At 63.5% G+C, this 23,936-nt stretch carries 23 protein-coding genes, 1 tRNA gene and 1 riboswitch; of the genes, 7 read left to right on the top strand and 17 right to left on the bottom strand.

Annotated elements, in window-relative coordinates; genetic code table 11:
- Window positions 1–144: 144 nt before the first annotated feature.
- The 12 genes from ABF648_RS08845 to ABF648_RS08790 all read right to left on the bottom strand — a co-directional run bounded on the left by ABF648_RS08845 (window position 145) and on the right by ABF648_RS08790 (window position 13,479).
- Entirely contained in the window at window positions 145–927 is a 783-nt protein-coding gene (locus ABF648_RS08845; protein ID WP_415631926.1) for a polyprenol monophosphomannose synthase, read from the bottom strand.
- A gap of 186 nt (window positions 928–1,113) precedes the next feature.
- Entirely contained in the window at window positions 1,114–2,793 is a 1,680-nt protein-coding gene (gene lnt, locus ABF648_RS08840) for an apolipoprotein N-acyltransferase (protein ID WP_415631925.1), read from the bottom strand.
- A gap of 81 nt (window positions 2,794–2,874) precedes the next feature.
- Window positions 2,875–3,339 carry an Lrp/AsnC family transcriptional regulator gene (locus ABF648_RS08835; protein ID WP_415631924.1) on the bottom strand — a complete coding sequence of 155 codons (465 nt, stop codon included), beginning with the start codon at window positions 3,337–3,339 and terminating at the stop codon, window positions 2,875–2,877.
- A 151-nt stretch (window positions 3,340–3,490) separates the two neighbouring features.
- Window positions 3,491–4,195 (bottom strand): methionine biosynthesis protein MetW, encoded by a 705-nt coding sequence (gene metW / locus ABF648_RS08830; protein WP_415631923.1) that lies wholly within the window; start codon window positions 4,193–4,195, stop codon window positions 3,491–3,493.
- Window positions 4,192–5,409 carry a homoserine O-acetyltransferase MetX gene (gene metX, locus ABF648_RS08825; RefSeq protein ID WP_415631922.1) on the bottom strand — a complete coding sequence of 406 codons (1,218 nt, stop codon included), beginning with the start codon at window positions 5,407–5,409 and terminating at the stop codon, window positions 4,192–4,194. The genes metW and metX overlap by 4 nt, the downstream gene beginning before the upstream one ends.
- 433 nt (window positions 5,410–5,842) lie before the next feature.
- Window positions 5,843–6,868, bottom strand: coding sequence for an ABC transporter substrate-binding protein (locus ABF648_RS08820; RefSeq protein ID WP_415631921.1), 1,026 nt, complete (start codon window positions 6,866–6,868; stop codon window positions 5,843–5,845).
- Window positions 6,865–7,695, bottom strand: a complete 831-nt coding sequence (locus ABF648_RS08815; protein WP_415631920.1) for an ABC transporter permease — start codon at window positions 7,693–7,695, stop codon at window positions 6,865–6,867. Before ABF648_RS08815 ends, ABF648_RS08820 begins: the two co-directional genes overlap by 4 nt.
- 168 nt (window positions 7,696–7,863) lie before the next feature.
- Window positions 7,864–7,994, bottom strand: a riboswitch (FMN riboswitch).
- Window positions 7,995–8,034: 40 nt separating this feature from the next.
- A complete protein-coding gene (locus ABF648_RS08810; RefSeq protein WP_415631919.1) occupies window positions 8,035–9,579 on the bottom strand; it encodes an MFS transporter in 1,545 nt (514 codons plus the stop codon).
- Window positions 9,580–9,829: 250 nt separating this feature from the next.
- Window positions 9,830–10,936, bottom strand: coding sequence for a sugar kinase (locus ABF648_RS08805; RefSeq protein WP_415631918.1), 1,107 nt, complete (start codon window positions 10,934–10,936; stop codon window positions 9,830–9,832).
- 37 nt (window positions 10,937–10,973) lie between these two features.
- On the bottom strand, window positions 10,974–11,606 hold the full coding sequence (locus ABF648_RS08800) for a bifunctional 4-hydroxy-2-oxoglutarate aldolase/2-dehydro-3-deoxy-phosphogluconate aldolase (protein ID WP_415631917.1): 633 nt from the start codon (window positions 11,604–11,606) through the stop codon (window positions 10,974–10,976).
- Between the two features lie 94 nt (window positions 11,607–11,700).
- Entirely contained in the window at window positions 11,701–12,123 is a 423-nt protein-coding gene (locus ABF648_RS08795; protein ID WP_415631916.1) for an Ohr family peroxiredoxin, read from the bottom strand.
- A gap of 888 nt (window positions 12,124–13,011) precedes the next feature.
- Window positions 13,012–13,479 (bottom strand): S-ribosylhomocysteine lyase, encoded by a 468-nt coding sequence (locus tag ABF648_RS08790; protein WP_415631915.1) that lies wholly within the window; start codon window positions 13,477–13,479, stop codon window positions 13,012–13,014.
- Window positions 13,480–13,696: 217 nt separating this feature from the next.
- Between ABF648_RS08790 and ABF648_RS08785 the strand changes: the two genes are divergently transcribed.
- The 4 genes from ABF648_RS08785 to ABF648_RS08770 all read left to right on the top strand — a co-directional run bounded on the left by ABF648_RS08785 (window position 13,697) and on the right by ABF648_RS08770 (window position 17,166).
- Window positions 13,697–14,188, top strand: a complete 492-nt coding sequence (locus ABF648_RS08785; RefSeq protein WP_415631914.1) for a hypothetical protein — start codon at window positions 13,697–13,699, stop codon at window positions 14,186–14,188.
- 289 nt (window positions 14,189–14,477) lie between these two features.
- Complete coding sequence (locus ABF648_RS08780) at window positions 14,478–15,152, top strand: TMEM175 family protein (RefSeq protein ID WP_415631913.1); 675 nt, start codon at window positions 14,478–14,480, stop codon at window positions 15,150–15,152.
- A gap of 620 nt (window positions 15,153–15,772) precedes the next feature.
- Window positions 15,773–16,954: an aminotransferase class I/II-fold pyridoxal phosphate-dependent enzyme gene (locus tag ABF648_RS08775; RefSeq protein WP_415631912.1), complete on the top strand. Its 1,182-nt coding sequence runs from the start codon at window positions 15,773–15,775 to the stop codon at window positions 16,952–16,954.
- Window positions 16,955–17,092: 138 nt separating this feature from the next.
- Window positions 17,093–17,166 (top strand) — tRNA-Pro (locus tag ABF648_RS08770).
- Window positions 17,167–17,401: 235 nt separating this feature from the next.
- Here ABF648_RS08770 and ABF648_RS08765 read toward each other — a convergent pair.
- From ABF648_RS08765 to ABF648_RS08745, 5 genes are all read right to left on the bottom strand, one after another.
- On the bottom strand, window positions 17,402–17,956 hold the full coding sequence (locus tag ABF648_RS08765; RefSeq protein WP_415631911.1) for a dihydrofolate reductase family protein: 555 nt from the start codon (window positions 17,954–17,956) through the stop codon (window positions 17,402–17,404).
- Window positions 17,957–18,088: 132 nt separating this feature from the next.
- Window positions 18,089–18,910 carry an alpha/beta fold hydrolase gene (locus ABF648_RS08760; protein ID WP_415631910.1) on the bottom strand — a complete coding sequence of 274 codons (822 nt, stop codon included), beginning with the start codon at window positions 18,908–18,910 and terminating at the stop codon, window positions 18,089–18,091.
- A gap of 31 nt (window positions 18,911–18,941) precedes the next feature.
- Window positions 18,942–19,133: a hypothetical protein gene (locus tag ABF648_RS08755; RefSeq protein WP_415631909.1), complete on the bottom strand. Its 192-nt coding sequence runs from the start codon at window positions 19,131–19,133 to the stop codon at window positions 18,942–18,944.
- A 370-nt stretch (window positions 19,134–19,503) separates the two neighbouring features.
- A complete protein-coding gene (locus tag ABF648_RS08750; RefSeq protein ID WP_415631908.1) occupies window positions 19,504–20,028 on the bottom strand; it encodes a DUF4395 domain-containing protein in 525 nt (174 codons plus the stop codon).
- A gap of 14 nt (window positions 20,029–20,042) precedes the next feature.
- Window positions 20,043–20,492 (bottom strand): TlpA family protein disulfide reductase, encoded by a 450-nt coding sequence (locus ABF648_RS08745; protein ID WP_415631907.1) that lies wholly within the window; start codon window positions 20,490–20,492, stop codon window positions 20,043–20,045.
- 661 nt (window positions 20,493–21,153) lie between these two features.
- On the opposite strand from ABF648_RS08745, the gene ABF648_RS08740 reads away from it, so the two are divergent.
- Genes ABF648_RS08740 through ABF648_RS08730 form a run of 3 tightly spaced genes read left to right on the top strand, consistent with a single transcriptional unit; the run spans window position 21,154 to window position 23,920 of the window.
- Window positions 21,154–22,719: a type I restriction-modification system subunit M gene (locus ABF648_RS08740; protein WP_415631906.1), complete on the top strand. Its 1,566-nt coding sequence runs from the start codon at window positions 21,154–21,156 to the stop codon at window positions 22,717–22,719.
- Entirely contained in the window at window positions 22,716–23,624 is a 909-nt protein-coding gene (locus tag ABF648_RS08735) for a restriction endonuclease (RefSeq protein WP_415631905.1), read from the top strand. Before ABF648_RS08740 ends, ABF648_RS08735 begins: the two co-directional genes overlap by 4 nt.
- Window positions 23,621–23,920: a hypothetical protein gene (locus ABF648_RS08730; protein WP_415631904.1), complete on the top strand. Its 300-nt coding sequence runs from the start codon at window positions 23,621–23,623 to the stop codon at window positions 23,918–23,920. Before ABF648_RS08735 ends, ABF648_RS08730 begins: the two co-directional genes overlap by 4 nt.
- Window positions 23,921–23,936 lie beyond the last annotated feature (16 nt).

The raw sequence follows: 23,936 nt of genomic DNA, 5'->3' as shown, positions 1-23,936 counted from the left end.
GGCATGTCCGCCGGATGCCCCCGCACCCGGCCGCCCCCCGCCCCCTGCGCCCCCACCCCCACGACCCGCGGCGAACCACTCCCCGCCGGGACCCCCCGTGGGCGCGGGGCGCGATTGTCCAGAAGTGAGTGTCCGCAGCGAGTACTAGTCGGTGCCGGTGATCTTGTCCTTCACCGTGGCGTAGAGGCCCTTCACCTCGTCTGCGCGGCGCTGGGCACCCCACATCGTCGTGCGCAGCAACGCCTCCCCGATGATGGAGCCGCTCATCTTCGACTGCCCGAACTCGCGATCGGGGAAGCTGATCGGAACTTCGGCGATGGTGCCACCACCATCGAGCACGCGCCGGGTGAGATCCACCTGGAAGGTGTAACCCTTGGAGGCCACCGAGTCGAGGTCAATGTCACGCAGTGCCGAGGCCCGGAAGGCGTTGAAACCACCGGTGGAATCACGCACCGGGATGTCCATGGCCGCCTGCACGTAGATGTTGGCCAGCCGGGACAGCCACTCACGGCGGGCGCCGTAGTTGACGACCTCACCGCCTGCCATCCAACGCGAACCCTTCACCATGTCCGCATCGGTGAGCTTGGCGAGAATCGCGGGCAGGAACTCGGGCTGGTGGGAGCCATCGGCGTCCATCTCCACGAGCACGCCGTAGTCGTGGTCGAGGCCCCAGCGGAAACCCTCGACATAGGCGGCAGCCAACCCCTGCTTGCCTGGGCGGTGCAGCACATGGACGCGTTTGTCGGCCGCAGCCAGCCGATCGGCGACATCGCCAGTGCCGTCCGGGGAATTGTCATCGGCCACCAGCGCATCCACATCGGGCGCGGCGGCGCGCAGCCGGGAGACGATGGTCTCAAGGTTCTGCGCCTCGTTGTAGGTGGGGATGATGACGAGAACTTTCCCGAGGGGCTCGGAATGGTCGGCCATGACGCTCCGTTCGCATATACACGTTGGCGGCCCTTCCAGAACCGCAGAACACGCTGACGGCCCTTTCTGGACCGGTGACAAAGTCTATCCCGCAAGGTTGTACGTGGAATTTCCGGTCTACGAGCAGTGATCTGCTGATCGACGGAGGTTCAGGAGCGCCCCGCGAGCCCCCGGTGACAACCCATGTCAGGCTGCGGAGTCCTCATCGGCGTCGCCTCGGCGCGCACCCCGGCCCAGGAAGAACCCCACCACCGCGGCGAGGCCGGCGAGCACAGAGGCCACCACCTCGACGAGCGGTCCGACCGTCATGGCAGGGGTGATACCCGAGCTCAGCGGCACCGTGAAGGTACGGGAATACGCCGTCGCCTCGGTGCTCTGGGCGATCACTTTCCCGTGGCCGTCCACAACTCCGGACAGCGAATTGGTGGTGGCGATCACAATGTCGCGCCGCATCTCCATGGCACGCACCCGGGTGATGGCGAACTGCTGGCGCGGCTGCGCGGTGCCGGTGTAGGTGGAATTGTTCGACTGCACCGTGATCACCTGCGCCCCGTGCCGCACGGTGTCGTAGACCGTGGAGTCGAAGGCCAGCTCGTAGCAGATTATGTCCCCCACCCGCAGCGTCCTCCCGTCATTGAGCACGCCATTCACCACGCCCGGTTTGGTTCCGGGCACCGTCTGGCGCCCCACCTCCTTGGCCATCGGGACGAGCGCGAAGACCAGGCTCTTCATCGGCGTGAACTCGCCGAAGGGCACCGCATTGCGTTTGGCATAGCGGTCGGTCTCACCCTGCATCGTCCACCACAGCCCGGTGGTCTGGCGCCCATCGGCGCCGGGGCCATCGGTGACGGCGCCCACGAAGACGGGCCGCCCGGCGATCTGCTGGGCAGTGGCGATGAGGTCGCCGGTTTCGGCATCGGAATTGGGGTCCATGTCGGTGGAGTTCTCCGGCCACAGCACGAAGTCGGGCATCGGATCGAGCCCGGTGCGGGCACGGGCCATCGCCATGATGGTTTCCGACAGGTGGTTGTCGGTGACCGAGCGGGCGTAGCCCATGGAATGCGGACCGGCGGAGCCGTCGACATCACCCTGCACGACGGCTATGGAGACTGACCCGTGCGAGGTCACGGGCCCGGGCATCCGTCCCAGCACTGCTCCTCCGGCGAAGATGACCGCGATCCCCAGTACGGCGGCAAGCCCGCGTCGCAGTGGATGGGGGGCGCGGCTGTCCGCGCCGGGTTTCCTCAGTTCAGCCAGCGAGTCGCAGACCGCGAGCAGCAAGGTTCCGGTCAGTGCCACCAGCCAACCTGTTCCTGCAGCGCCGATCACCCACAGCCAGCCGCCAGTGGGCTGGTCGAGTGTGGTGAACGCGAGCCGCGACCAGCCGAAACCTCCGAATGGGAGCCTGCTGCCCAGCGCTTCTGCGAGTGTCCAGGCGGCTGCTGCCCACAGCGGCCACCCGCGCAGTCGTTGGGCGAAGTGCTGCACAACACCGGTGAGCAGGGTCCACAGCGCGAGAAATGGCACGAGTAGCAGCGGCATCCACCAGCCGACGACATACTCCCAGCTCACGGTCATGGCCATCATGACCAGGCCGGCGAGGAATCCGCTCCAGGCTGCGCGCCGTGCGGTGGGCTGGCGGGTGAGCCAGCAAAGAAGTGCCACCCCGAGTGGCGCCGTGAACCAGATTGCCCAGGGCTGGAAGGCCAGGCCCAGAAGTGCACCTGCCACGAGGGCCAGGAGGCTGGACACCCACAGCGGAAGGTGCACGGCGGAACGGGGCGTGGCAGCCACCACGTCATGTTTTTGGGCCCGGGACACCCGACCGGCCTGGGATTGTTCGATGACCAGGCTGGATGCACTCACGCTCCCCAGCATGCCATGGCACCGCACCCCATACGGATCGGCGGTCTTGGGCGCATCCGGCCCGGCTCTCCGGAACCGGATTCAGGAAGTCGCCTGCTGGGCCAGCTCCGCCTGCACCGGGGGTCGATCCCTGAACACGGTACGGAGCACAACGGTCGTCGACGTGGTCACATGGGCTCTGCTGCGGATCCTGGAGAGGAGCTCATCCAGATCGTTGGGGCTGGCCACCTCGGCAAGGCAGATATGGCTGGCCGCACCTGCCACGGAATAGCAGCTCACCAGTTCCGGCATGGACTCGAGCACACCCTCGACATCGGGCGCATCATCACCGTGCGTGCGGATCTGGATGATCGCCAGGAGGCCTCGCCCCATCGCTGCGCCGTCGATCTCAGCGTGGTATCCGACGATCACTCCCCGCTGCTCCAGCCGGCGAACGCGCTGCTGGGCGGCCGAGATCGACAGACCCGTCTCGCGGCCGATGTCGGTGAAGGACATCCGCCCTTCGCGGGCGAGCAGCGCGAGAATCTGTTGGTCAGTCGATTCCATGGCCCACATGTTGACAGAACCGGCTCGCAGAAGTAGGGGGGACCACATCGTGCAACGGACCACAAAATCACCGGAGTGTGCTTGTGCGCCCCAGATAGCCGCTAACAGCCGAATCTGCGGAAGACCCCCTACCGACTGGACTGTTGCCGGTTCAGTCGTTGCGCCGCAACACATAGATCGCCGAACCGGCCAGCAGATTTGCGCTGTGCTGGCAGAAGAACTGCGGCAGCAGCGGCGTACGGCCCTCCTCGTTCAGAGGTATCCGCTGTTCGATCCGCAGGCCGGTTTCTGTGAAGAGCTGCTCCAGGGTGTTGAGGGTGGTGTGGTGCAGATTCGGTGTGTCGTACCAGTTGTAGGGCAGGTCCTTGCTCTGCGGCATCCGGCCGCGGAGCAGACGCAGGCGGTGCCGCCAGTATCCGAAGTTCGGCATCGTGACGATCATCCGCTGTCCGATGCGGCTCATCTGGACGAGTACTTCCCTGGGCCTGAGTACCGCTTGCAGGGTGCGTGAGAGCACGACGACGTCATAGGAGTCGTCGTCGAACTCGTCGAGCTGGTTGTCCAGATTGAGCTCGACCAGCGGGACGCCGCGCGTAATCGCCTCCAGCACAGCGTCGGGATCGCGTTCCACGCCTGTGCCGGTGCAGTGCATGGTCGTCATGAGATGGGCCAGCAGCATGCCGTCGCCACATCCAAGGTCGAGAACTCTGGAACCGGGCCTGATCAGGGAAGCGACCCGTTGGAGATCCTCGCGCAGCACGATCCCCTGACGGGCCAATGAGTCGATGCAACCCTGACGGGCGTCCAGGGGATCATTCCCCTTCGACTGGTCCGTGTTGGGCTGGGATGAGGTCATCGTGCCACCTCGGTCTGAGGGATCTGGGCCGGGAATTCGTGGTGCACTTTCACTCGGGACGGCAGACGGTTGGAGCGGACCAGCCGTGGGCGTTCCAGGAAGGCACGCACGGTGGCCAGGTAGGGGTCGATCCGCAGCAGGAAGGAGTCATGACCCCATGGCGCGTGGATCTCGCGAAAGGAGACTGGCAGACCACCGGCCAGCAGATGCCGCACGATGCGGCGGGAGTGGTCGGTGCCGAATCGCCAGTCCGAGTCGAAGCTCATCACCAGGAAGTTCACCGGATCGGCTGCGACTGCGTCCAGTGCATCCGGACGCGCGAAGGGATCGAAGTAGTCCATCACACGGGTGAGATACAGATAGCTCAGCGCGTCGAAGCGGGTGATGAAGACGCTGCCCTGGTGCTCCAGATAGCTCTCCACGGCGAAGTCGATTCCGAATCCGGGCTGGGACGCATCGAACTGAGGGCGCCGACCGAATTTCTCCTCGAAGCCCTTCTCGCTGGTGTAGGTGATGTGAGCCATCATGCGCGCGACAGCGAGACCCTGCCCGGGACCGGTGCCGTAGTCGGCGAAGCGGCCGTCGTGGAAGTTCACATCGCGCATGATGGCCTCCCGGCCCACCGCGCTGAAGGCGATGTTCTGAGCGGTCAGCTGGCTGGAACTTGCGATGACAACGGCCTCGTCAAGATCTCCCGGCGAGGTGAGCGCCCAGTCGAGCACCTGCATCCCGCCCAGTGAGCCTCCCACTGCCGCATGCAGATGCTTGACGCCCAGGTGCTCCAGCAGAGCCCGGTGCACCGTGACGAAGTCATGCATGTCGAGCAGCGGGAAATCCAGCCCATAGGGCTTGCCCGTCTGGGGGTTGAGGGCGCTCGGACCGGTGGTTCCCTGGCATCCGCCGAGCAGATTGTCGGCGATAACGAACCATTTGCGGGTGTCAACGGCCCGGCCCGGCCCGATCAGGTTGTTCCACCACCCCGGCCGGGTGTCACCGGTGTGCCAGCCGGAGGCATGCGCGTCCCCTGTCAGGGCGTGACATATGAAGACCGCATTGTCACCGGCCTCGTTGAGTTCGCCGTAGGTTTCGTAGGCCACGGTGATGCCCGGCAGGTGCCCACCACGGACCAGCTGAAGGGGATCTTCTGCGCTGAACAGTTCGGCGCACTGGGTGGTGACGAGCTCTTCGGAGGCGAAGGGATGGGGCGAGGTCATGCGAGCTCCTCCGTACTCACGCAGCACCTCTGCACGCCGGTGGGTTCAACGGCGCGGGTGCCCACTGGATTGCAACAGTGGCCCTCCGGATCCGGCATCGGCATATCCATGGCCAGCTGCCTTGCAACGGGATGACTTCCCGGATGCTGCAATCGTGGCTCCACTCGGACGTGCATGCGATGCTCCTTCTCCGCGGGAGTGCCATGACTGTCGACTCCCGCCGGGGGCCAAGGCTAGTAGGCACCTGGTAAAAAATCCCAGAATCACGGTGGCACAAGGACGATCGCTCTGGTGGACCAGCTCTGGAGCTTTCCTCGAAAACGTCCTCAACCAAGCCACCGGGGGCCGCAGCAGCCGGCGAGTTGTCCTGGGCCGAGGGGCCATGCCTTCCGGTGTGCCCAGCCGCTGGATGGCATGAACTCCCTCGCGCGGTTCAGTTCCCCAGGGTGACGAAGGCCTCGGACGCCTTCACAGGCGTGGTGATGATGCCATTCGCGAGCAGGAAGTCAGCCATGTCCGACCAGCGCTGTACGTCCTGATGGCCGAGGTCGTCCCCGTAGAGCTCGTTGGTGGCCAGCAGAGTTGCCCTGGCGGCATCCTTGGCGGCCTGGGAGTTCAGCGTCGGCACGTACTTCGCCGAGATCGTCACCGTGTCGTCGGGATTGGAGCGGCAGTAGGCCACGGCCTCGTCGAGCCCGCGCATCAGGGCCTGCAGATCGGACTTGCGACTGTTGACCGTCTGTCCCAGTGCCCCGAGCCCGACACCGACCAGGGGTGTGCCGGCGTCAAGAGTGATCTGGCGAATCGCGAAATCTGCCTGCTGGAATTTGACGGCATCGTTGTTGGAGAAGCCGATCACCGAATCCACCTTGTGGGTTGTCAATGCCGCCTGCTGGGTGTAGCCGATGGACTGGATCGACACATCGGTCTGGGTGAGGCCTGCCTGCTTCAGCAGAGCGAGCAGGGCGTACCAGCTCTGGCCGTACTGCCCGGGGATGCCGACGCTGTGCCCCTTGAGGTCGGCGGCTGTCTTGATCGGTGAATCCTCGGGAACGATGAGTTCTGCTGGGTATGTCTGGTACATGGTCGCGAAGTTGACCACGTCGATGCCCTGGGAACGGGCGACCATCATCTCGTCACCACCGGCGTAGACGAGGTCCTCCTGGCCGGCCTGCAGTGCGCCGGTCAGCGATTCGGAGGCGCCGTGGTGACGCAGATTCACCGACAGCCCCTCCTGCGCGAAGAAGCCCTTCTCGACCCCGACATAGAAGGGCGCGAACTGGATGTCAGGGGTATAGGTGAGCCCCACGGTGATGGCCTTGCCGGGTGTGCTGGAGGCCGAACTCGACGAGCCTGAGGCGGAACAGCCTGTGATCAGGGCAAGCACTGCGACCAGTGCCACCAGCACGAATGCCGGCCGGCTGCCGTGTGATCGTGTCGTGCGCTGCATGTGTGTCATGCGACCAATTCCTCAATTCTGGTGGGGTGTCCCAGCTGGGCCCCTGCGGTGAGCAGAGGTTGTTCGTCCCCGGTGTCGTCCGGGAACTTCTGATTGCGCCTGCGTGGCAGGCGATAGGGGTCGGTGAGGTGCTCCACCAGGACGAGGGCCGAGGGCCTGGCGCCGGCCACCCCCCCCCGCCCGAGGTGGGGGCCCACCCCCCCGGGGGTGCCGGCCGCGGGCGGCTCCCCCGAGACGACCATGCCCAGGCCCTTCCCGCCCATCACGAATTCGCCGACGACGGCGCCCGTGATGGAAAGGGTGAAGCCGTTCCGGATTCCGGTGAGCAACACGGGCCGGGCCAGCGGGGCTTCGATGGCCCACACCATGCTCCAACCCGAGGCACCGTCCAGCTGGGCTGCCTCCACCACATCCGGGTCGATGCCACGGATGCCGAGCACGGTGGACAGCACCAGGGGGAAGAAGACGATCAACGAGCACAACAAGGCGATGGGGATCAGCCCGTAGCCCACCCAGATGACCAGCAGCGGGGCCAGCGCCACGGCAGGTATGGCCTGTGACGCGGCCAGATAGGGGAACAGCGCGGCCTGCGCCAGGTGGGAGCCGGCGATCAGATAGCCCAACGGCAGAGCCACGACGGTGGCGACCATGCAGCCGAGCACCGCCTCCCCGACCGTCACCGCGGTGGGGCCGAGCAGAGTTCTTTGGGCGAGATCCTGAACCAGGCGCACCCCGACGGAGTGCGGTGTGGGGAGCAGTGCAGCCGGAATTCGGCCCGATGTCGCGAGCAGTTGCCAGATGGCCAGCACCACCGCCCCGAGCGTCATCGGTGCGAGAATGCGGATGGGCAACGGAACCGGCCGTTGCCGTCCGCGAATCCGGCTCATTCGGTGTCTTCACCCCTCCCACGTCTGCGGTGACCGGGGCCAAGGTGGCGGCTCGGATCAATGCCCACCCGATTCAACCGGACGAGCATTGCTCCGTCATGCACTACCTCACGTGCTCTCCCATCCGGACTTTCACCGTCGGTACCGGAATTTCACCGGTTCAGCCCTCCCCCACGAGTGGGTTCGGGTTCGCGGACTGTCACCGCCGGCTCGGATTCTCACCGACCCCGGGCACGCTGAACAACGAGGTCAATGATAGCCCGGAAGGTCTCCACGGCCTCAGTCGTCCGCCGTGTTGTGGGGACGCTCCGGATGGGCGGGGAAGAAGATCCCCACCGCGATCGTCGCGCAGGCCACCGCCAGAGCGCTCACGCCGAGACCGATCCTCATGCCATCGACATAGCCCTCCCTGATCAGTGGCAGCAGTCCCGCGTACTGGGGTTCCTGGGCCAGATCGACCGCCTGGGCCACCGAGCTGAGCACGCCCGACCGGGTCTGCGGGTCGAGCGCCTCGACGAGTTGGTGGGTTTCCATGGCGCCCCGGTAGCGCGCGGCGAGCAGCGAGCCGACGACGGCGACGCCCATGGCGCTGCCCACCTGCATGAGTGCGCTGTTGGTGGCAGAACCCGCACCCTCGGACTCCGAGGGCAGCGAATCCATCACCGCCTGGGTGGCTGCGGGCATGAGCACGCCGGCCCCGAGCCCGAACAGCAGTGCCCCAGGCAGCAGCGACGGATACGAGGTCTCGTTGGGAACCAGGGCAAGCCAGGCGAAACCGGCCGTCACGCACAGCAGCCCCGCCATCACCGCCCGTTTGATGCCGAAGTGGCGCAGTGCGAGAGGTGCGGCCACGGCGCCGGTCAGCATCATCGCCGCAACCGGCATGATCGCCAGGCCGGACTGCCAGGGCGTGAAACCGAGCACGTATTGGAGCAGCTGGGTGAGCACGAACAGGGCACCGGCGCCGCCTCCGGTGACCAGCCCCGAGACGCACACCGACACGGCAAAGGTGCGATGTTCGAACAGGCTCAGACGCAGAATCGGCGACTCGACCTTGCCCTGCCACCAGACGAAGAAGACGATCATCGCGATCCCGCCGAGGAAGGCCACGATCACCGCCGGCGACCCGACCCCCAGACCCGGCGCGGAGATGACCGACCAGCACAGCACCGAGAGCCCGCCGATCGACAGACCGGTGCCCAGCCAGTCGAGCTTCTCGTCCGCGCGTTCGGGGATGACATGCGGGATGAAGATGAGCGTGCCGATCAGGCACAATGCCGCCACCGGCACATTGATGAGGAAGATCGAACCCCACCGGAAGTGCGCCAGCAGCGCACCCGACAGCAGCGGCCCCACAGCAGCTCCGGCCCCGTTCGCCCCGGACCAGATGGCGAAGGCCGTGGTGCGTTCGGTGGGCTTGCGGAAAAGCACCGAGATGAGGGCCAGCGTCGAGGGGGTCAGCAGGGCGGCACCGACACCGGTGCACGCACGTGCCGCAATGAGCATTCCGGTGTTCACCGACAGGCCGGCTGCCAGTGAGCACAGACCGAAGGCGATCACGCCGGCGATGAAGGTGCGGGTACGTCCCCATCGGTCCACGAGATTTCCCGCCAGCAGCAGAAAGCCGGCATAGGTCACCTGATAGGCATCGACCGTCCACTGCAGAGCGTCATTGGTTGCTCTCAGGTCACGGGCGAGCGTGGGCAGCGCCACATTGAGAATGGTGTTGTCCATGGAGGCCATGAACAGAGCCAGGGCTAGGACGATCAGGCCGATCCATCGCCAGCGCGCGTTGTGCGCTGCAGCTCTTTCGACCTGGGTCACCCGTCGGCCGCCTTTCACGCCGGCGCGCCGTGGCGGCGTCGCCTCAAGTGGTCGAATGCCGAAAGTTCTTCGGCAAGCAATTCAATGTATCGCCCTGGGCGACTGTCGCCCTCGAGAGGCACGCCACGACAGGCGCAACGTCATGGGTTCTCCCTGGATGTGGGCAGCAAAGAGCCGGTGCCCCCATCTCGAACACCGGCTCTTCGTGCTGCCGCTTCCTGGCTCCCGCCGGGTGCGAATATCAGCTGAATCAGCGATCGACGCGCGCGTTTCCGCCGCCTGCGAGCTTGTAGACCTCAGCCTTGGACGCCATGGAAGTGTCGCCAGGTGTGGTCATGGCCAGCGCGCCGTGTGCGGCCGCCAGGTTCACGCAGGTCTGCAGGGGTTCCTCGGCCAGCAGTCCGTAGACCAGGCCGGACGCGAACGAGTCACCGCCGCCGACGCGATCGAAGATCTCCATCGCCACGCGCTGCTGAGCCTGCACGAGACCGTCCTGGGCGCTCCAGGCCAGTGCACTCCAGTCATTGGAGGATGCCGAGCGCACACCGCGCAGGGTGGTCGCGATGACCTTGAAGTTCGGGTAGCTGGCGGCGACCCGGGAGATCATGGCGCCGAACTTGTCGATGGGCAGCTCGGTGAGGTTCTCGTCCACGCCCTCCACCTCGAAGCCGAGGGCTGCCGTGAAGTCCTCTTCATTGCCGATCATGACGTCGACATAAGGGGCGATTTCGCGGTTGACCTCCTGCGCGCGGGGCTTGCCACCGATCGCCTTCCACAGGCTCGGACGGTAGTTGAGGTCGTAGGAGACGATGGTGCCGTTCTCGTGCGCCGCCTTGACGACGTCGATGCAGGTCTGTGCACTCTGTTCGGACAGCGCCGCATAGATGCCACCGGTGTGCAGCCAGCGCACCCCCTGGTCGGCGAAGAGCCCCTTGAGATCGAAGTCGGAAGCCTTGGCCTGCGAGATGGCAGTGTGGCCACGGTCGGAGGCACCGACGGAGCCGCGCACGCCGAAGCCGCGCTCGGTGAAGTTGAGGCCATTGCGGGAGGTGCGTCCCACACCGTCACTGGGAACCCAGGAGACATAGGAGGTGTCGACGCCGCCAGTTTCGATGAAGTCCTCCACGAGGTGACCGACCTCGTTGTCGACGAACGCGGTGAGCACTGTCGACTTCAGTCCGAAGACCTTGTGCAGGCCGCGGACCACGTTGTACTCGCCGCCGCCCTCCCAGGCGTGGAAAGTGCGGGCGGTGCGAATCCGGGTCTCACCAGGATCCAGACGAAGCATCACCTCGCCCAGGGCTACGGCGTCGAACGCACTGTTTTCGGATGGCCGCAAGGTGATTCCTGCCGTCATGGAAGTCCTCTCTCGATGACATCTACTGGGTCATATCTCATGTGAGATCTGAGACGGCCCGAACCGCAGCCGCAGTCAGTTCCCTAACGGCATCGAACTTACCGCCATCAACCATCTTCGCAGGCACCATCCACGAGCCTCCAACAGCCGGAACACAGGGCAGCGAGAGATATTCTGCAAGATTGTCCAGATTCACCCCACCGGTGGGGATGAACGACACCTGCGGGAAAGGCGCGGAGAGGGCCTTGACAGTCGCCGGGCCACCGAATGTTCCCGCCGGGAAGAACTTCATCACGATGACCCCGTCATTGAGAGCTGCCATGATCTCTGTTCCGGTCACGACGCCCGGCAGCACCGGAACTCCCTGTGCACGAGATTCGTCCACCACTTCTTGGTTGTAGCCCGGGCTCACGATGAAGCGGGCACCGGCATGGACAGCCAGGTCCACCTGACGGGCCGTGATGACAGTCCCCGCACCCACCAGCAGATCGTCCCGCTTCGACATGATCTCGATCGACTTCTGGGCCGCATCGGTGCGGAACGTCACCTCTGCGATGGGAAGGCCTCCCGACACCAGCGCATCGGCCAATCCTGCGGCGCACTGTGAATCATTGAGCACCACGACCGGGACGATGCGGTGGGAGGTGATGATGTCGATATCTGATGTCATGTGAATCTGTGTGTCCTCACGTGTTTGTCGGATGCGATGCCGAATGTGCACAGTAAATTATGTCTGGTATGGAGATTATGTCTGGTATGGAAAATCACTCGTCGACGATGTCGAGCAGGACCTCGAGATTGCCCTTCATGATCGTCGAGTAGGGGCAGGTCTGGTGTGCCCCATCGGTGAGCCGGGTCGCTGTGTCCAGATCAATTCCGGGAAGATTGATCTGCAAGAGGACACCGAGTTCATATCCCCCGATGTCATTGGTCCCGACGGCCACCTGCGCCTGTACCGAAGCATTTTCCAGAGTCAATCCCTCTTGAGCGGCAAGTGCGTGGAGCGAATTGTTGAAACTGGCCGCATAGGCGGCGCCGAACAGCTGTTCAGGATTCAATCCCGCGCCGGAACCACCCATCTCCATGGGTAGCGTCAGATCTGCGTCGATCTGACCATCAGCTGAATGCACGTGCCCATCGCGGCCGATACCCGTGGACAGCACCTCAGCTGTGTAGAGAGGCTTCATCGTGAAACTCCATTCATTGATCACTGACTGGGAAAACTGGGATCCTGCGGTGTGAATTCACCAGATGAATTCACCGCGGAAAGACCACCGTGTCACCCAACAGCCGGGAGCTGGATGTCCAGTCCCGGCTGTTGGTGAACCTATCGGGCGTCCATGTCGAAAACAACATGAGCACGCTGAATGGTTGTCACATGATGTGATCACACGAGAAAACTAGCGTGAATGCCCGTCACCCCGAGGTTCATGCGCCAGTGCTCTCGCACCAGAGCCACGACTGTGTGGCACCGGTGTTGGGAAGCACTGCCCTGTTCAGCGTGCCCTCGTTGGTGTCACCGAGTGCGGCGGCACGGAACGCGCTTTCGGAACCAGGGAGAGCGGGACCTCACGTACGAAGTCTTTTCCGCAGGAATTGCAGTGCATGGCCACGGGGCGGTTCGAGCTGTCGTGGTGCAGCTCCTCTTCCGAGTTGGCCTGGGGCAGCCTGGGAACTTCTTCCAGTAGCACGACGTTCGTGGACTGGCACCACGGATTATTGCATCTGACAGCGTTGTCAACCATGTGCCCTACGCTAGGACAACTGGCCCCAGAAGTGAACACCGGGTTACGGAGCGTCGACATCTTCGCGAATCGTCGCAGTGATTGCCCTTGGACAGCACCAGATTCAGAGTTTTTGAGATTTGCAGCGCATGCGTTCCGGCGCTGTCGTCAACAATCTGGGGCACACCCACGCGTCACGAATCCGCCCACGCACTTGGGCGTCTGCTGCCGGTGGTCCATGTCGCGCGGGGCCAGCACAGGCTTTTCACACTACGTCACACCGACCACGTCACAACGATCAGCACGGCGAGAAGCGTGAGCGGCCGGACACGATGTTCGGTGCGATCTTGCTCAGGCCTGCGCCATCACCTGCTCCCACTCGTCGCGATGGGCGAGCATGCCACGTATGGCATCCTGCGCGCCGGTGAGGGAATGATGTGTACCCCATCCGCACTGCACCTCGTTGGCGGCCGGCACGGAATCCAAGGTGAGGATGTCACGGAAGGTCTGCTCGACCAGCTGACAGGTGGCGGGAACGTCGGGCTCGCCGACCATGATGAGGTAGAAACCTGTCTGACAGCCCATCGGCCCGAAGTCGATGACGGCATCGGAATGGTTGCGGACGCACTCGGCGAACGAGTGCTCGATCGAATGCACTGCCGTCATCTCCAGATGACCCTTGTTCGGCTGGCTGAAGCGGACATCGTATTTCGTGAGCACATCCCCGGCAGGCAGGTGTTTCACATCGGCGATGCGGACGAAGGGCGCCTTGACCTTCGTATGGTCGAGGTTGAAGCTCTCCACATTCATCGTCTTCATCGCGTTTCTCCTTGTCAAGTGCCATTTTATGGGCCGTTTAGCCCCTGTTTCACTCGTTGTGATCTACGGTGTGATCTACCCGAACCCACGTTGGAACCGCCCACCCAGTCTCCCACCGTAGGCATGACTACGGAATTTCGAATGGTGTGAGGGGTTCTGTACAGTGCTCCATCTTCCATGGGCCATCGGGACGTTGGTCCGGGCATAACATGGATTGATGGCCGATATGTTGTCGCAATGGAGCGACTTCAACGTGGCAATGGCCGGCGCGAGCGCGGCTCTCGCCGGCCTCGTCATCGTGGCCGCAAGTGTCAACATCGACAAGATCGTCAAAGCTGGCACCCTGACCGCTCGCCTCGCAGCGGCCATCGCAACGCTCGTTCTCGCGCTGGTCGTCTCCGCTGCGTGTCTCGTCCCCGGGATCAACCTGCTCTCGTACGGCCTCGTGGTGCTGGCCGCCACCGCCGGGGCCGGCTGGTTCCAGGTGCATGCAACATGGGCCATCATGCGCGACCCCAGTCCGGCACAGCAGTCGCGGATCCTGAAGTCGATCCTTGGCCTGCTCCCCATCGCCATCTATCTCGCAGCCGGCACGATGATGGTAGGTGATCAGCCGGGCGGCCTGCTGCTTGCGGCGGCGGGATGCCTCCTGGCGCTCGTGTCGGCGATCCTGGTGTCGTGGATCGTCCTGGTTGAGGTGCTTCGGTAAGTGGCTTCGTGCTGCACGAACATCTCTCGACGCGGTCAATGCGACCCTCAGCACCCACATCGTCGGCACCTCGAGCTGAGGCCGAGGCCATCCGGAGCCAGCGCCCCGAGGTCTTCGTCGTGTCCACGGAAACCCAGATGACGCCGAACCGTTCAGCTCGACATTCCCACGCGCCACGGGACAGGGCTCCCGACCACCGCAGAGGGGGAGAACCTTGCACTTCCCGGACCGGATTGTGGTGTCCTGTCCTCATGTTCTCGATGATCCCGGCCCTCCGACAGCCGACGCCATGACCGATCCGGACACCACGTCCCGGGAATTCCCGGTGCCCGTCGAGCGGGTCATCACTTTCGTCGACGCAGCCGTGGCCATTGCGCTCACACTGCTCATCCTGCCTCTCATGGAGGAGCTCACCGGTCCCGCCGAAAGTCCCATGAGCACCGCGGACTTCCTGGCCCACAACTCGGACGCGCTCATTGCCTTCGCCATCAGCTTCGTCGTCATCGCCAATTTCTGGTTGGGCCATCATCGGCTCTACCAACACATTGCGTGGGAGTTCCCGGGGTTGTTCTGGACGAACATGGCATGGCTCATGACAATCGTCTTCCTGCCCGTCGCGACGGCGATGACCATCCGCGTCACAACCGATCGTCTCCAGTACGTGGTCTATATCGGAACCATGATTCTCACCTGCCTCGTACAGGCCGTGATGACCTGGCTGGCAGGCCACCACCCGGAATCGTGGCGCGAGGGGCACGAAGTTCAGCTCCGGGCAGTTTCCGATTCGATCAGCTTGGCCATCGGATTCGTCGTGGCGATGGCGGGGTCGGTGACCATCCCCCATGTCGGGTACTGGTCAATGTTCGTGCTGTTCGCGATCAGGCCACTGCGGAGCCTCGTCAACCGAAGTTCCCGCCCGCCCGGGCAGCGGGCCGGACGGGCACAGCCCCCTCGACAGCCGTGAGTCGCTCCGTGGTCTCCGACCTGACTCGGGGATCTCACAGGAACTCCCGGTCGGCAACCACTGTGTCGAGCTTGCCGCGAGATATCATGATCGCTGGTCCAAGTGGACGAAAGTCTGGGTGATCTCACACGCTCGCCTGGAATATCAGTAACGGAACGTTCGGGCTTCGGAACCCCTCACGTGGAATGCCATTCTGCGTCGGTTTACCACGGTCGAGGAGATGCTTCCCGATCAAGAGCCCGCCCTCGCCGTCCGCCGTCGCGTCTCCGCTTCGCGCTTCTGGTGCCAGTTGGGTTGCTCATGCCAGCAGGGTAACCGCCGATCTGGACAGCGGTTTGTGATCTACTGGACGGCAGTGTCGCTGACTTCAGTTTCGGCGTTTCACCTTGTCAGATGCCAGTATCTAGCACTTAACAGTGGTAAAGCTGGTTCTCTCCACATTCATGTGCTGCGGCATCGGCAGTCTCCCTTCAGCGGTTCAACTCCCATTGTGGAAAGCCCCGTGACACATCCATGTCGCAGGAAAAAACCCAGGGCCACGGACGCGCCCGGGTGTAGCGTCCAGAGGCAATCGCACATGATTCTTGGCGATACGCAGACACCTTGACCAAGGAGCACCCTTGCACATCTCCCGCCGCGCCAAGGAGACCGCACCCTTCTACGTCATGGAGGTTGCCGACCAGGCAACGGCCCTTGAAGAACAGGGCATCGACATCATCCATCTCAATGTCGGCGAGCCTGATTTCGGTGCTGCCCCGGCGGTGCTTGAGGCACTCCCCCGCATCGCGCATTCCTCGCTGGCCTACACCGGAGCGCTCGGGATACCGGAACTGCGACAGGCGATCGCCGGTTTCTATCGCACCAGGCACGGTGTCGGCATCGCTCCGGAAAGGATCGTTGTCACCTCCGGCGCCACCGGAGCACTGCTCCTGCTGGCGGCAGCATTGGTCGATCCTGGCGATGAGGTGCTGCTCGCCGATCCCACCTATCCGTGCAATGTGCAGATCCTCGCCGGTTTCGGCGCGGATGTGCGCCTGGTGCGGGCCGATGCGGCGCATCTGTATCAACTCGACAGCGCGCTGGTCCGGGACAACTGGGGCGCAAGGACGAAGGGCGCTGTGGTGGCCAGCCCGGCCAATCCAACCGGCAGTTGCATTCCCTTCGACGAGTTGGCGCCGCTCACGAGAACCGTGGCCGAGCGTGACGGTTGGCTGCTGTTCGACGAGATCTATCTCGACCTCACCGAGGGCGATGCGCCTGGCGGTTCACGGCCGAGCGTGCTGAGCGTCGACCCGCAGGCGCTGGTGGTGAACAGCTTCTCCAAGTACTTCGGAATGACGGGCTGGCGGCTGGGATGGGCTGTGGTTCCCGATGATCTGGTGGATCCCATCGAACGGCTCAGCCAGAACTTCGTGATCTGCCCCTCGGTGGTTGCCCAGAAGGCTGCCCTGGAGTGCTTCGAACCGGAGACACTGGCAATCTTCGATGCTCGCAGGGATGAGTTCCGGAAGCGTCGGGAAATCGTGCTGGCTGGACTCGAAGAAATGGGGCTGCCGGTTCCGGTGAAACCGGATGGGGCCTTCTACGCCTACTTCGACGTGTCGGGCACCGGGTTGGGCGCGGCAGAATTCTGTTCGCGAGCCCTGCACGAGGCCCATGTGGCGCTGACTCCGGGCAAGGATTTCGGGCCGGCAACGGCCGATACGCATGTCCGGTTCTCCTACTCCGTGGGACAGGATCAGTTGCGGGAGGCATTGGTCAGGCTCGGGGGTTTCGTCAAGAGCCTGTGCCCTGGCTGCTGATGCCATGCGTAGTCAGAGCAGGTGCTCTTGGGCCGCTCATGGACGCTGACTGGCATTCACATGACCCATACGAGGCCCTGATTCGCCACCGGCCACGATCTCGGCTAGAGTCATCCAGCGGATCATCCGTGATCCGGACGGGCTGTAGCGCAGCTTGGTAGCGCACTTGACTGGGGGTCAAGGGGTCGCAGGTTCAAATCCTGTCAGCCCGACGTTGTTGTGGTGTCTCAGGACATCCCGGACAGCCGGATCCACGATTTCGTGGGTCCGGCTGTTTGTCTTTTGGGCCATCTGGCGGAGCTTGCCACCGTGGGGCACGGGGCCCTCCGGGTTGGAGTGGGCCTTGGACAAGCCACATCCCATTCGGAGGTTCTCGTTCGTTCAGGCAGGCTCGCCGCTACCAACGTCCTGACCGGGTACAACCAGCCGGGCGACCTCGTCTGGGGATCAGGTTGTGGGTGCTCCTCGCTCGGTTCGGTCCGCGCGGGTGACGCGATAGCGGGTGCACACGAAGTCGCGGTTCCGTGCGGTGGCGACCAGTTCGAGTTGGAGGCTCCGCGGAAGCAGTGGCTGGCCTGCTCCGAGCGTGACTGGCGCATATTGCACCCACACTTCGTCGAGGAGTTCGGCGTCGGCGAACTGGCCTGCCACATCGCCGCCGCCCACGACCCAGATGTCTTTCTCCTTCGCGGAGGCCGCGATTCTGGGAAAGGCTTCGTGCACATCACCGTGGACAAGGCTGACGTTGGCTCCGTCGGGCAGAGAAAGTTTTCGATGCGTGAAGACCCAGGTCGGCTGTGCATACTCCCAGGTTTCCTGGTTCTTCAGTAGCCACTCGTACGTGGAACTGCCCATGACCAGCGCCCCGATGCCGTCCACGAACGCGGGATAGGCCATCGGGCCCTCCATGTCGAAGTCCTGCCGGAACAGCCATTCCAGAGAATGATCCCGGGTCGCGATGAAGCCGTCCAGACTCGACGCGGTGTAGAAATGCGTGGTCATCCACGGATTCTATGCGGAAGGCCAGCCATGCTCGAGCCATCCTCGTGGATGTCGGCGGACCCTCGGCCGTGCCGGACACAGAGACCCAGCACGTCCTTGATGCCGCCCCCGTCACCCCGTCGGCTCGCAGCCCTAGCTGGCGATGAAGTCGAGGATGTCACGGTCCAGTTGCTGCTGGTAAGCGCTGAAGATCCCATGCGGTGCGCCGGGATAAACCTTCAGAGTGCCGTGCTTCACGAGACCGATCGATTTCTGTGCCGCGTCCGCGAGGGGAACGATCTGGTCGTCGTCGCCGTGGGCGATGAGGATCGGCACGTCCAGCGACTTCAGGTCCTCGGTCTGGTCGGTTTCGCTGAACGCCTTGACACAGTCGTACGCGGCGGCGAGGTTCACAAGCATGCCCTGACGCCAGAAATCGCGGACCGCGCCCTCTGACCGCGCTGCGCCGTCGCGGTTGAAGCCGTAGAACGACTCTGCCAGGTCGAGGAAGAACTGGGAGCGGTCGGTGAGCACCCCGTTGCGGATACCGTCGAACACCTCGAGGGGGGTGCCCTCAGGGTTCGCGTCGGACTTGACCATGATCGGTGGTACCCCACCGACGGTGATCACCTTCGCGACGCGCCCGGCGCCGTGCCGGGCGGCATATCGGACCACCTCACCGCCGCCGGTGGAGTGGCCGATCACCACCACGTCCTCCAGGTCGAGGTGCTCGATCAGTTCCGCGAGATCCGCGGCGTAGTGATCCATGTCGTTGCCCGTGTAGGTGCTTGACGAGCGACCGTGCCCCCGCCGATCGTACGCGATCGCGCGATAGCCGGCGTCGGCGAACGCCTTCAGCTCGACCTGCCACGCGTCTGAGCTCAACGGCCATCCGTGGCTCAGCACGATCGGCTGTCCTGCGCCCTGATCGCTGTAGTACAGCTGAATTCCCTCGGAGGTGGTGAAGTACGGCATATCTCTCTCGCTCTCGGTCGGGGTGCGTGTGTCAGGAGACGAAGTACTTGACGAAGGCCGGCGCCGTGCTGGCGACCTCCGCCCAGCCGTGGTCGATCATCAGTGAGTGTTCCCGGTCCCAGCTGCTGGAGAGCTGCCACAGCCCGTGTATGAACACGACTGACGTCAAGCCAGATGCGTTTGCACGATCGATCTCATCAACTTCCTGAGCGGTGAGCGGCATGACAGCCTCCTGGGTTGCGGTTCACGCGGCACGCCTGCTCGGACGCAGAACCCGCGGTATCCGTAAGACCCCACGTAGATCGCCATCTACCTGGGTGGTGCGAGAATCCTCTCGTGACTGCTGCCCCTGTCGGTGTCGTTGGACGTGACGCATGGCTGGCCGCGTTCAATGCGCTCTGCGACGGCCTCGGAGTGGGACCAGCTCACTCGTCCTTCTGGGCGACCCGGATACGGGGAAGACTTTCCTCATCGATGAGTTCACAAACAGGGTACACGAGCAGTGGTTGCGGGGGTTGGGGATACGGTACGACCCCAACATTCCCGAAGCATGCCCATAGGCTCTGCGACGGCCACAACCGGCGCGCTCCGGGTCAGGCGAGCAGCGGACTCGAGGGGCGAATGACGTGGGCCCGAACCAGCAACAGATACACCTGGCAGCCCAGGCACAGCCCGACGAAGGCCTGCAGGAACGAGGCGATGATGAGAAAAGCTGTCAACACTGCCAGTCCATAGGGCACCCCGAACAGGTGCAACACGAGCCCAACGGTACTCAACACGAAACCCACCAGCAGCGCGAAGCGATGCGGGCGCGGGTCATCCACCTGGGGCTTGCCATGTAGCAGGGGTCGGATCAGGGTGCGGAACACGACCGCGAATGGGTGGGCGCCGTTACCGAAGAACGTTCCCGCTCCGAACGAAAGCCACAGCACGAACAGCAGGATGAATTCTGGGCTCAGCACCCGGGCACCCAGCGAGGCCTCGATCGGGCGGAGCAGGGCGATGACAAATGTGACGATCGCAAGAACGAACGTGTATCCCCCGACATATCTCGGGGCGCGCGTATCGATCGGCTTGGGAGTGGCCCTTGCGTTCGTGGGATGTTCGGTGTCAGGCATGTGGTTCCTTTCAATCACGATCGGGTTTCGACACCGGGTGACGGGGTCAAGAGGTCGTCGAGCACGGACCTCAGCTCAGGGAGCCGTGGGGCACCGCCGAAGCGGGTCACGAGGCGCCCTGTCGGGTCCAGGACGAACACGGTCGGGGTCTGCAGGATGTGAAGACGGGTCGCGAGATCGCGATCTTCGGTCAGGTCCACGTCGACATAGCCCAGGCCGTCGCGTTCCTGGGTGAGTTTCTTCAGCAGGCGCCGCGTCGAGGGGCAGGTCGTACAGAACTGGGTGGAGAACTGCACCAGTGTCGCTCCGGACGCGACCTCGTGAAGTCCAGGCAGATCTCCCGGGTGAAACACGGAGCCGTCGGATGCGCGACGTCGACCCTGACTTGACCGTAGGATGACGCCGAGGGCGGCTGCTACCGCGATCACACCGACGGTGATCAGCACGGCTGTCAAGGCGTTCACGACAACAATTTACTCCCCCAGTACGGATGGGGGCTCGTCCGACCGGGCATACTCGGCAGCTCTGGCACTCCTGGCGCCGCTGCGGGAGCTCGGGCCAGGAACCGCGTGGGACAGGTCCTGGTGCGCAGTCTCCGCCCAGCCCTTGAAAAGTTGACCGGTCGAGGTCTCCGTGAAGCGATCTGTGACATGGAGGGCATCGGGTCCGACACGACTGCTGGCGCACAGCTGTCGCCGAGTCAACACCCCCCGTCGTCATTCTTCCCGCGACGGACGCTGGCACCGGCGCGTCATCGCTACCCACCAGCTTCTCGAGGACAAGCCACGACCCCGGCCGTCCCGGACAGCCGGACCTACAAGAACATAGGTCCGGCTTTCTGCTTCTTGGGCGTGGTCCGGATGTGTTCATTCCGAAGGTTTCCGCAAGATCAACTGAGCTTCGTCCGGCACCAGCGTTGACGTAGGTGTCGTGAGCACTTCAGACCGTGTGGTCAACGGAACACTTCAGGCGGTCCACAGCGTCCCTGTTGCGCTCGATGTACCCGGTCCCAGCAAGCGTGCACCAACAGATCCGATAGGCAGGGCTGTCCTTGCCAGCCACTACGGTGAGACCCAAAACCATCGAACAACTGAACAACGCGCCCCAGATGCAGGAGACGAACAGATGACACCGAACACGAAGGAGGCCCAGCGGGCCGAGCTGCACAAGACGATCTGGCGGATCGCGAATGACCTGCGGGGCAGCGTCGACGGCTGGGACTTCAAGACGTATGTGCTGGGCATGCTGTTCTACCGGTTCATCTCCGAGAACCTCGCGATGTACGTCAACGACGGGGAGCACGAGGCCGGCGATCCGGACTTCGACTACGTTGACCTCCCCGATGCTCAGGCCGAATCGGCGCGGCGTGACATCGTCTCCGAGAAGGGATTCTTCATCTATCCCTCGCAGCTGTTCGTCAACGTCCGCGAGAATGCGCCGCACGACGTCAACCTCAACGAGACCCTCCAGCGGGTGTTCACCAACATCGAGGCGTCGGCGGTGGGCACCGCAAGCGAGAACGACCTCAAGGGCCTGTTCGACGACCTCGACGTCAATAGTTCGAAGCTCGGCAACACCGTCGCGCGCCGCAACGAGAAGCTGGTGAAGCTGCTGGATGCGATCGGGGATCTGCCGCTGGGTGAGTTCGGAGACAACGCGATCGACCTGTTCGGGGACGCCTACGAATTCCTCATGACGATGTATGCCTCCCAGGCGGGAAAGTCCGGTGGTGAGTTCTTCACGCCCCAAGAGGTCTCCGCACTGCTGACCCGGATCACGGTGGTCGGGAAGACGAGTGTCAACAAGGTGTACGACCCGGCGTGCGGGTCGGGTTCGCTGTTGCTGAAGTTCGCGACAGTGCTCGGCAAAGACAAAGTGCGGTGTTTCTTCGGGCAGGAGATCAACCTGACCACCTACAACCTCGCCCGGATCAACATGTTCCTGCACAACATCAACTACGAGCATTTCGACTTGGCCCTAGGCAACACCCTCACCGAGCCGAAGCACTGGGACGAGGAGCCGTTCGAGGCGATCGTGTCAAATCCGCCCTATTCGATCCACTGGGACGGGGACGCGAACCCCCTGCTCATCAACGATGAGCGCTTCGCACCGGCCGGGGTGCTGGCGCCGAAGTCGAAGGCCGACCTGGCGTTCACGATGCACATTCTCTCGTGGCTGGCAGTCAACGGCACCGCGGCGATCGTCGAGTTCCCCGGGGTTCTCTACCGCGGCGGCGCGGAACGCAAGATCCGCAAATACCTGGTGGACAACAACTACATCGACACCGTGATCCAGCTGCCACCCGACCTGTTCTTCGGCACCACGATCGCGACCTGCGTCATCGTGCTGAAGAAGTCCAAGGCAGACAATTCGATCCTGTTCATCGACGCCTCGGACCAGTTCCAGCGCGGTGGCAACAAGAACAAGCTCACACCGGAGAACCAGAAGCACATCCTCGACGAGTTCACCGCCCGCGCCGACGTGAATCACGTGGCGAAGCTGGTGCCCAACGAGCAGATCGCCGGCAACGAGTACAACATTGCGGTGTCCTCCTACGTCCAACCCGAGGACACCCGCGAAAAGATTGACATCAAGGAGCTCAACGCCGAGATCGCCCGGATCGTGACCCGCCAGCAGGAGCTGCGCATCTCGATTGACGAGATCGTCGCCGATTTGGAGGGCTCGAGATGAGCGCGATGCCGACTTGGGATCAGTTCATGGTGCCCGCGCTTCGAGTCCTCGTCAGCGTTGGGGCCTCCTCGCGCCGAGAAATGTACGAACTTGTTGCAGTTGATACCGGTCTGACCGAGGAACAGAAGTCAGAACTTCTGGCGTCAGGCCAAACCAAATATCAGAACCGAATCGGATGGGCTCTGAGCAACCTGACGAAGGCCAAACTCCTCTCCCGCCCGGTCCGAGCTACCTACGCGATAACCGACCTCGGACGACAGATGCTCAACCAGCACCCGGCGGCGATCACCAAAGCAGATCTCCGCTTGGTCCCAGGTTACGAAGAACCGCACAAGACCAAGCCCACCTCGAGTGTTCCCGTGGAACCTATTGATGCGCAGGAGCCAGCGCTTGACCCAGTTGAACAGGTCGAAGAAGGCATCGCCCGGATCAACGAGCAAGTTGGATCGGAAATCCTCGAGCACCTGACCGCGCAAGAGCCAGCCTTCTTCGAGCGTGTAGTCGTCGACCTCATCGTCGCCATGGGATATGGCGGGCAAGACGCCAAGGCTGTCCGCACTCAGCTCACCAATGACGAGGGAATCGACGGGGTCATTGACGAGGACGTCCTGGGACTTAGCAGCGTCTACGTGCAGGCCAAGCTCTACGCGCTCGGCCGCTCGGTACACCGCCCGGAGGTGCAGGCATTCGTCGGCGCACTGCACGGCAAACGCGCCAATCAAGGAGTTTTTTTCACCACTGGACATTTCAGCAGTGGCGCCCACACCTACGCCCGCGCTATCCAGGACCGCGTCGTCCTGATCGATGGGGATAGGCTCGCCCGCCTGATGATTCGCTACCGCGTCGGTGCCCAGACCGTGCGCACCGTGTCGATCGTCAAGACAGACGAGGACTTCTTCGAATGAACCGGATTGATGATCTGATCGCAGAACTCTGTCCGAGTGGAGTGAGGTACGCCGCCCTCTCGGCGATCGCAAACTATTCCACCACGCGCGTAGATGCCTCGGAGCTTGACGAGACTTCGTTCGTGGGTGTGGACAATCTTGTCGCGGACAAGGGCGGACGAGTGGATGCGAGCTATCTGCCGAACACGACACGTCTGACGGCCTACCTGCCTGGAGATACTTTGCTGGGTAACATCCGCCCCTATCTCAAGAAGGTATGGCGGCTCTTCACGATTGAGGGTGTAGTTGGGGTCTGAATCCTCCGGCCTCGAG

The organism is Propionibacterium sp. (genome assembly GCF_047719395.1).
Lineage (GTDB): Bacteria > Actinomycetota > Actinomycetes > Propionibacteriales > Propionibacteriaceae > Propionibacterium.
Note: the sequence above shows the minus strand (reverse complement) of the source record. Positions and strands in the feature narration are given on the sequence as shown.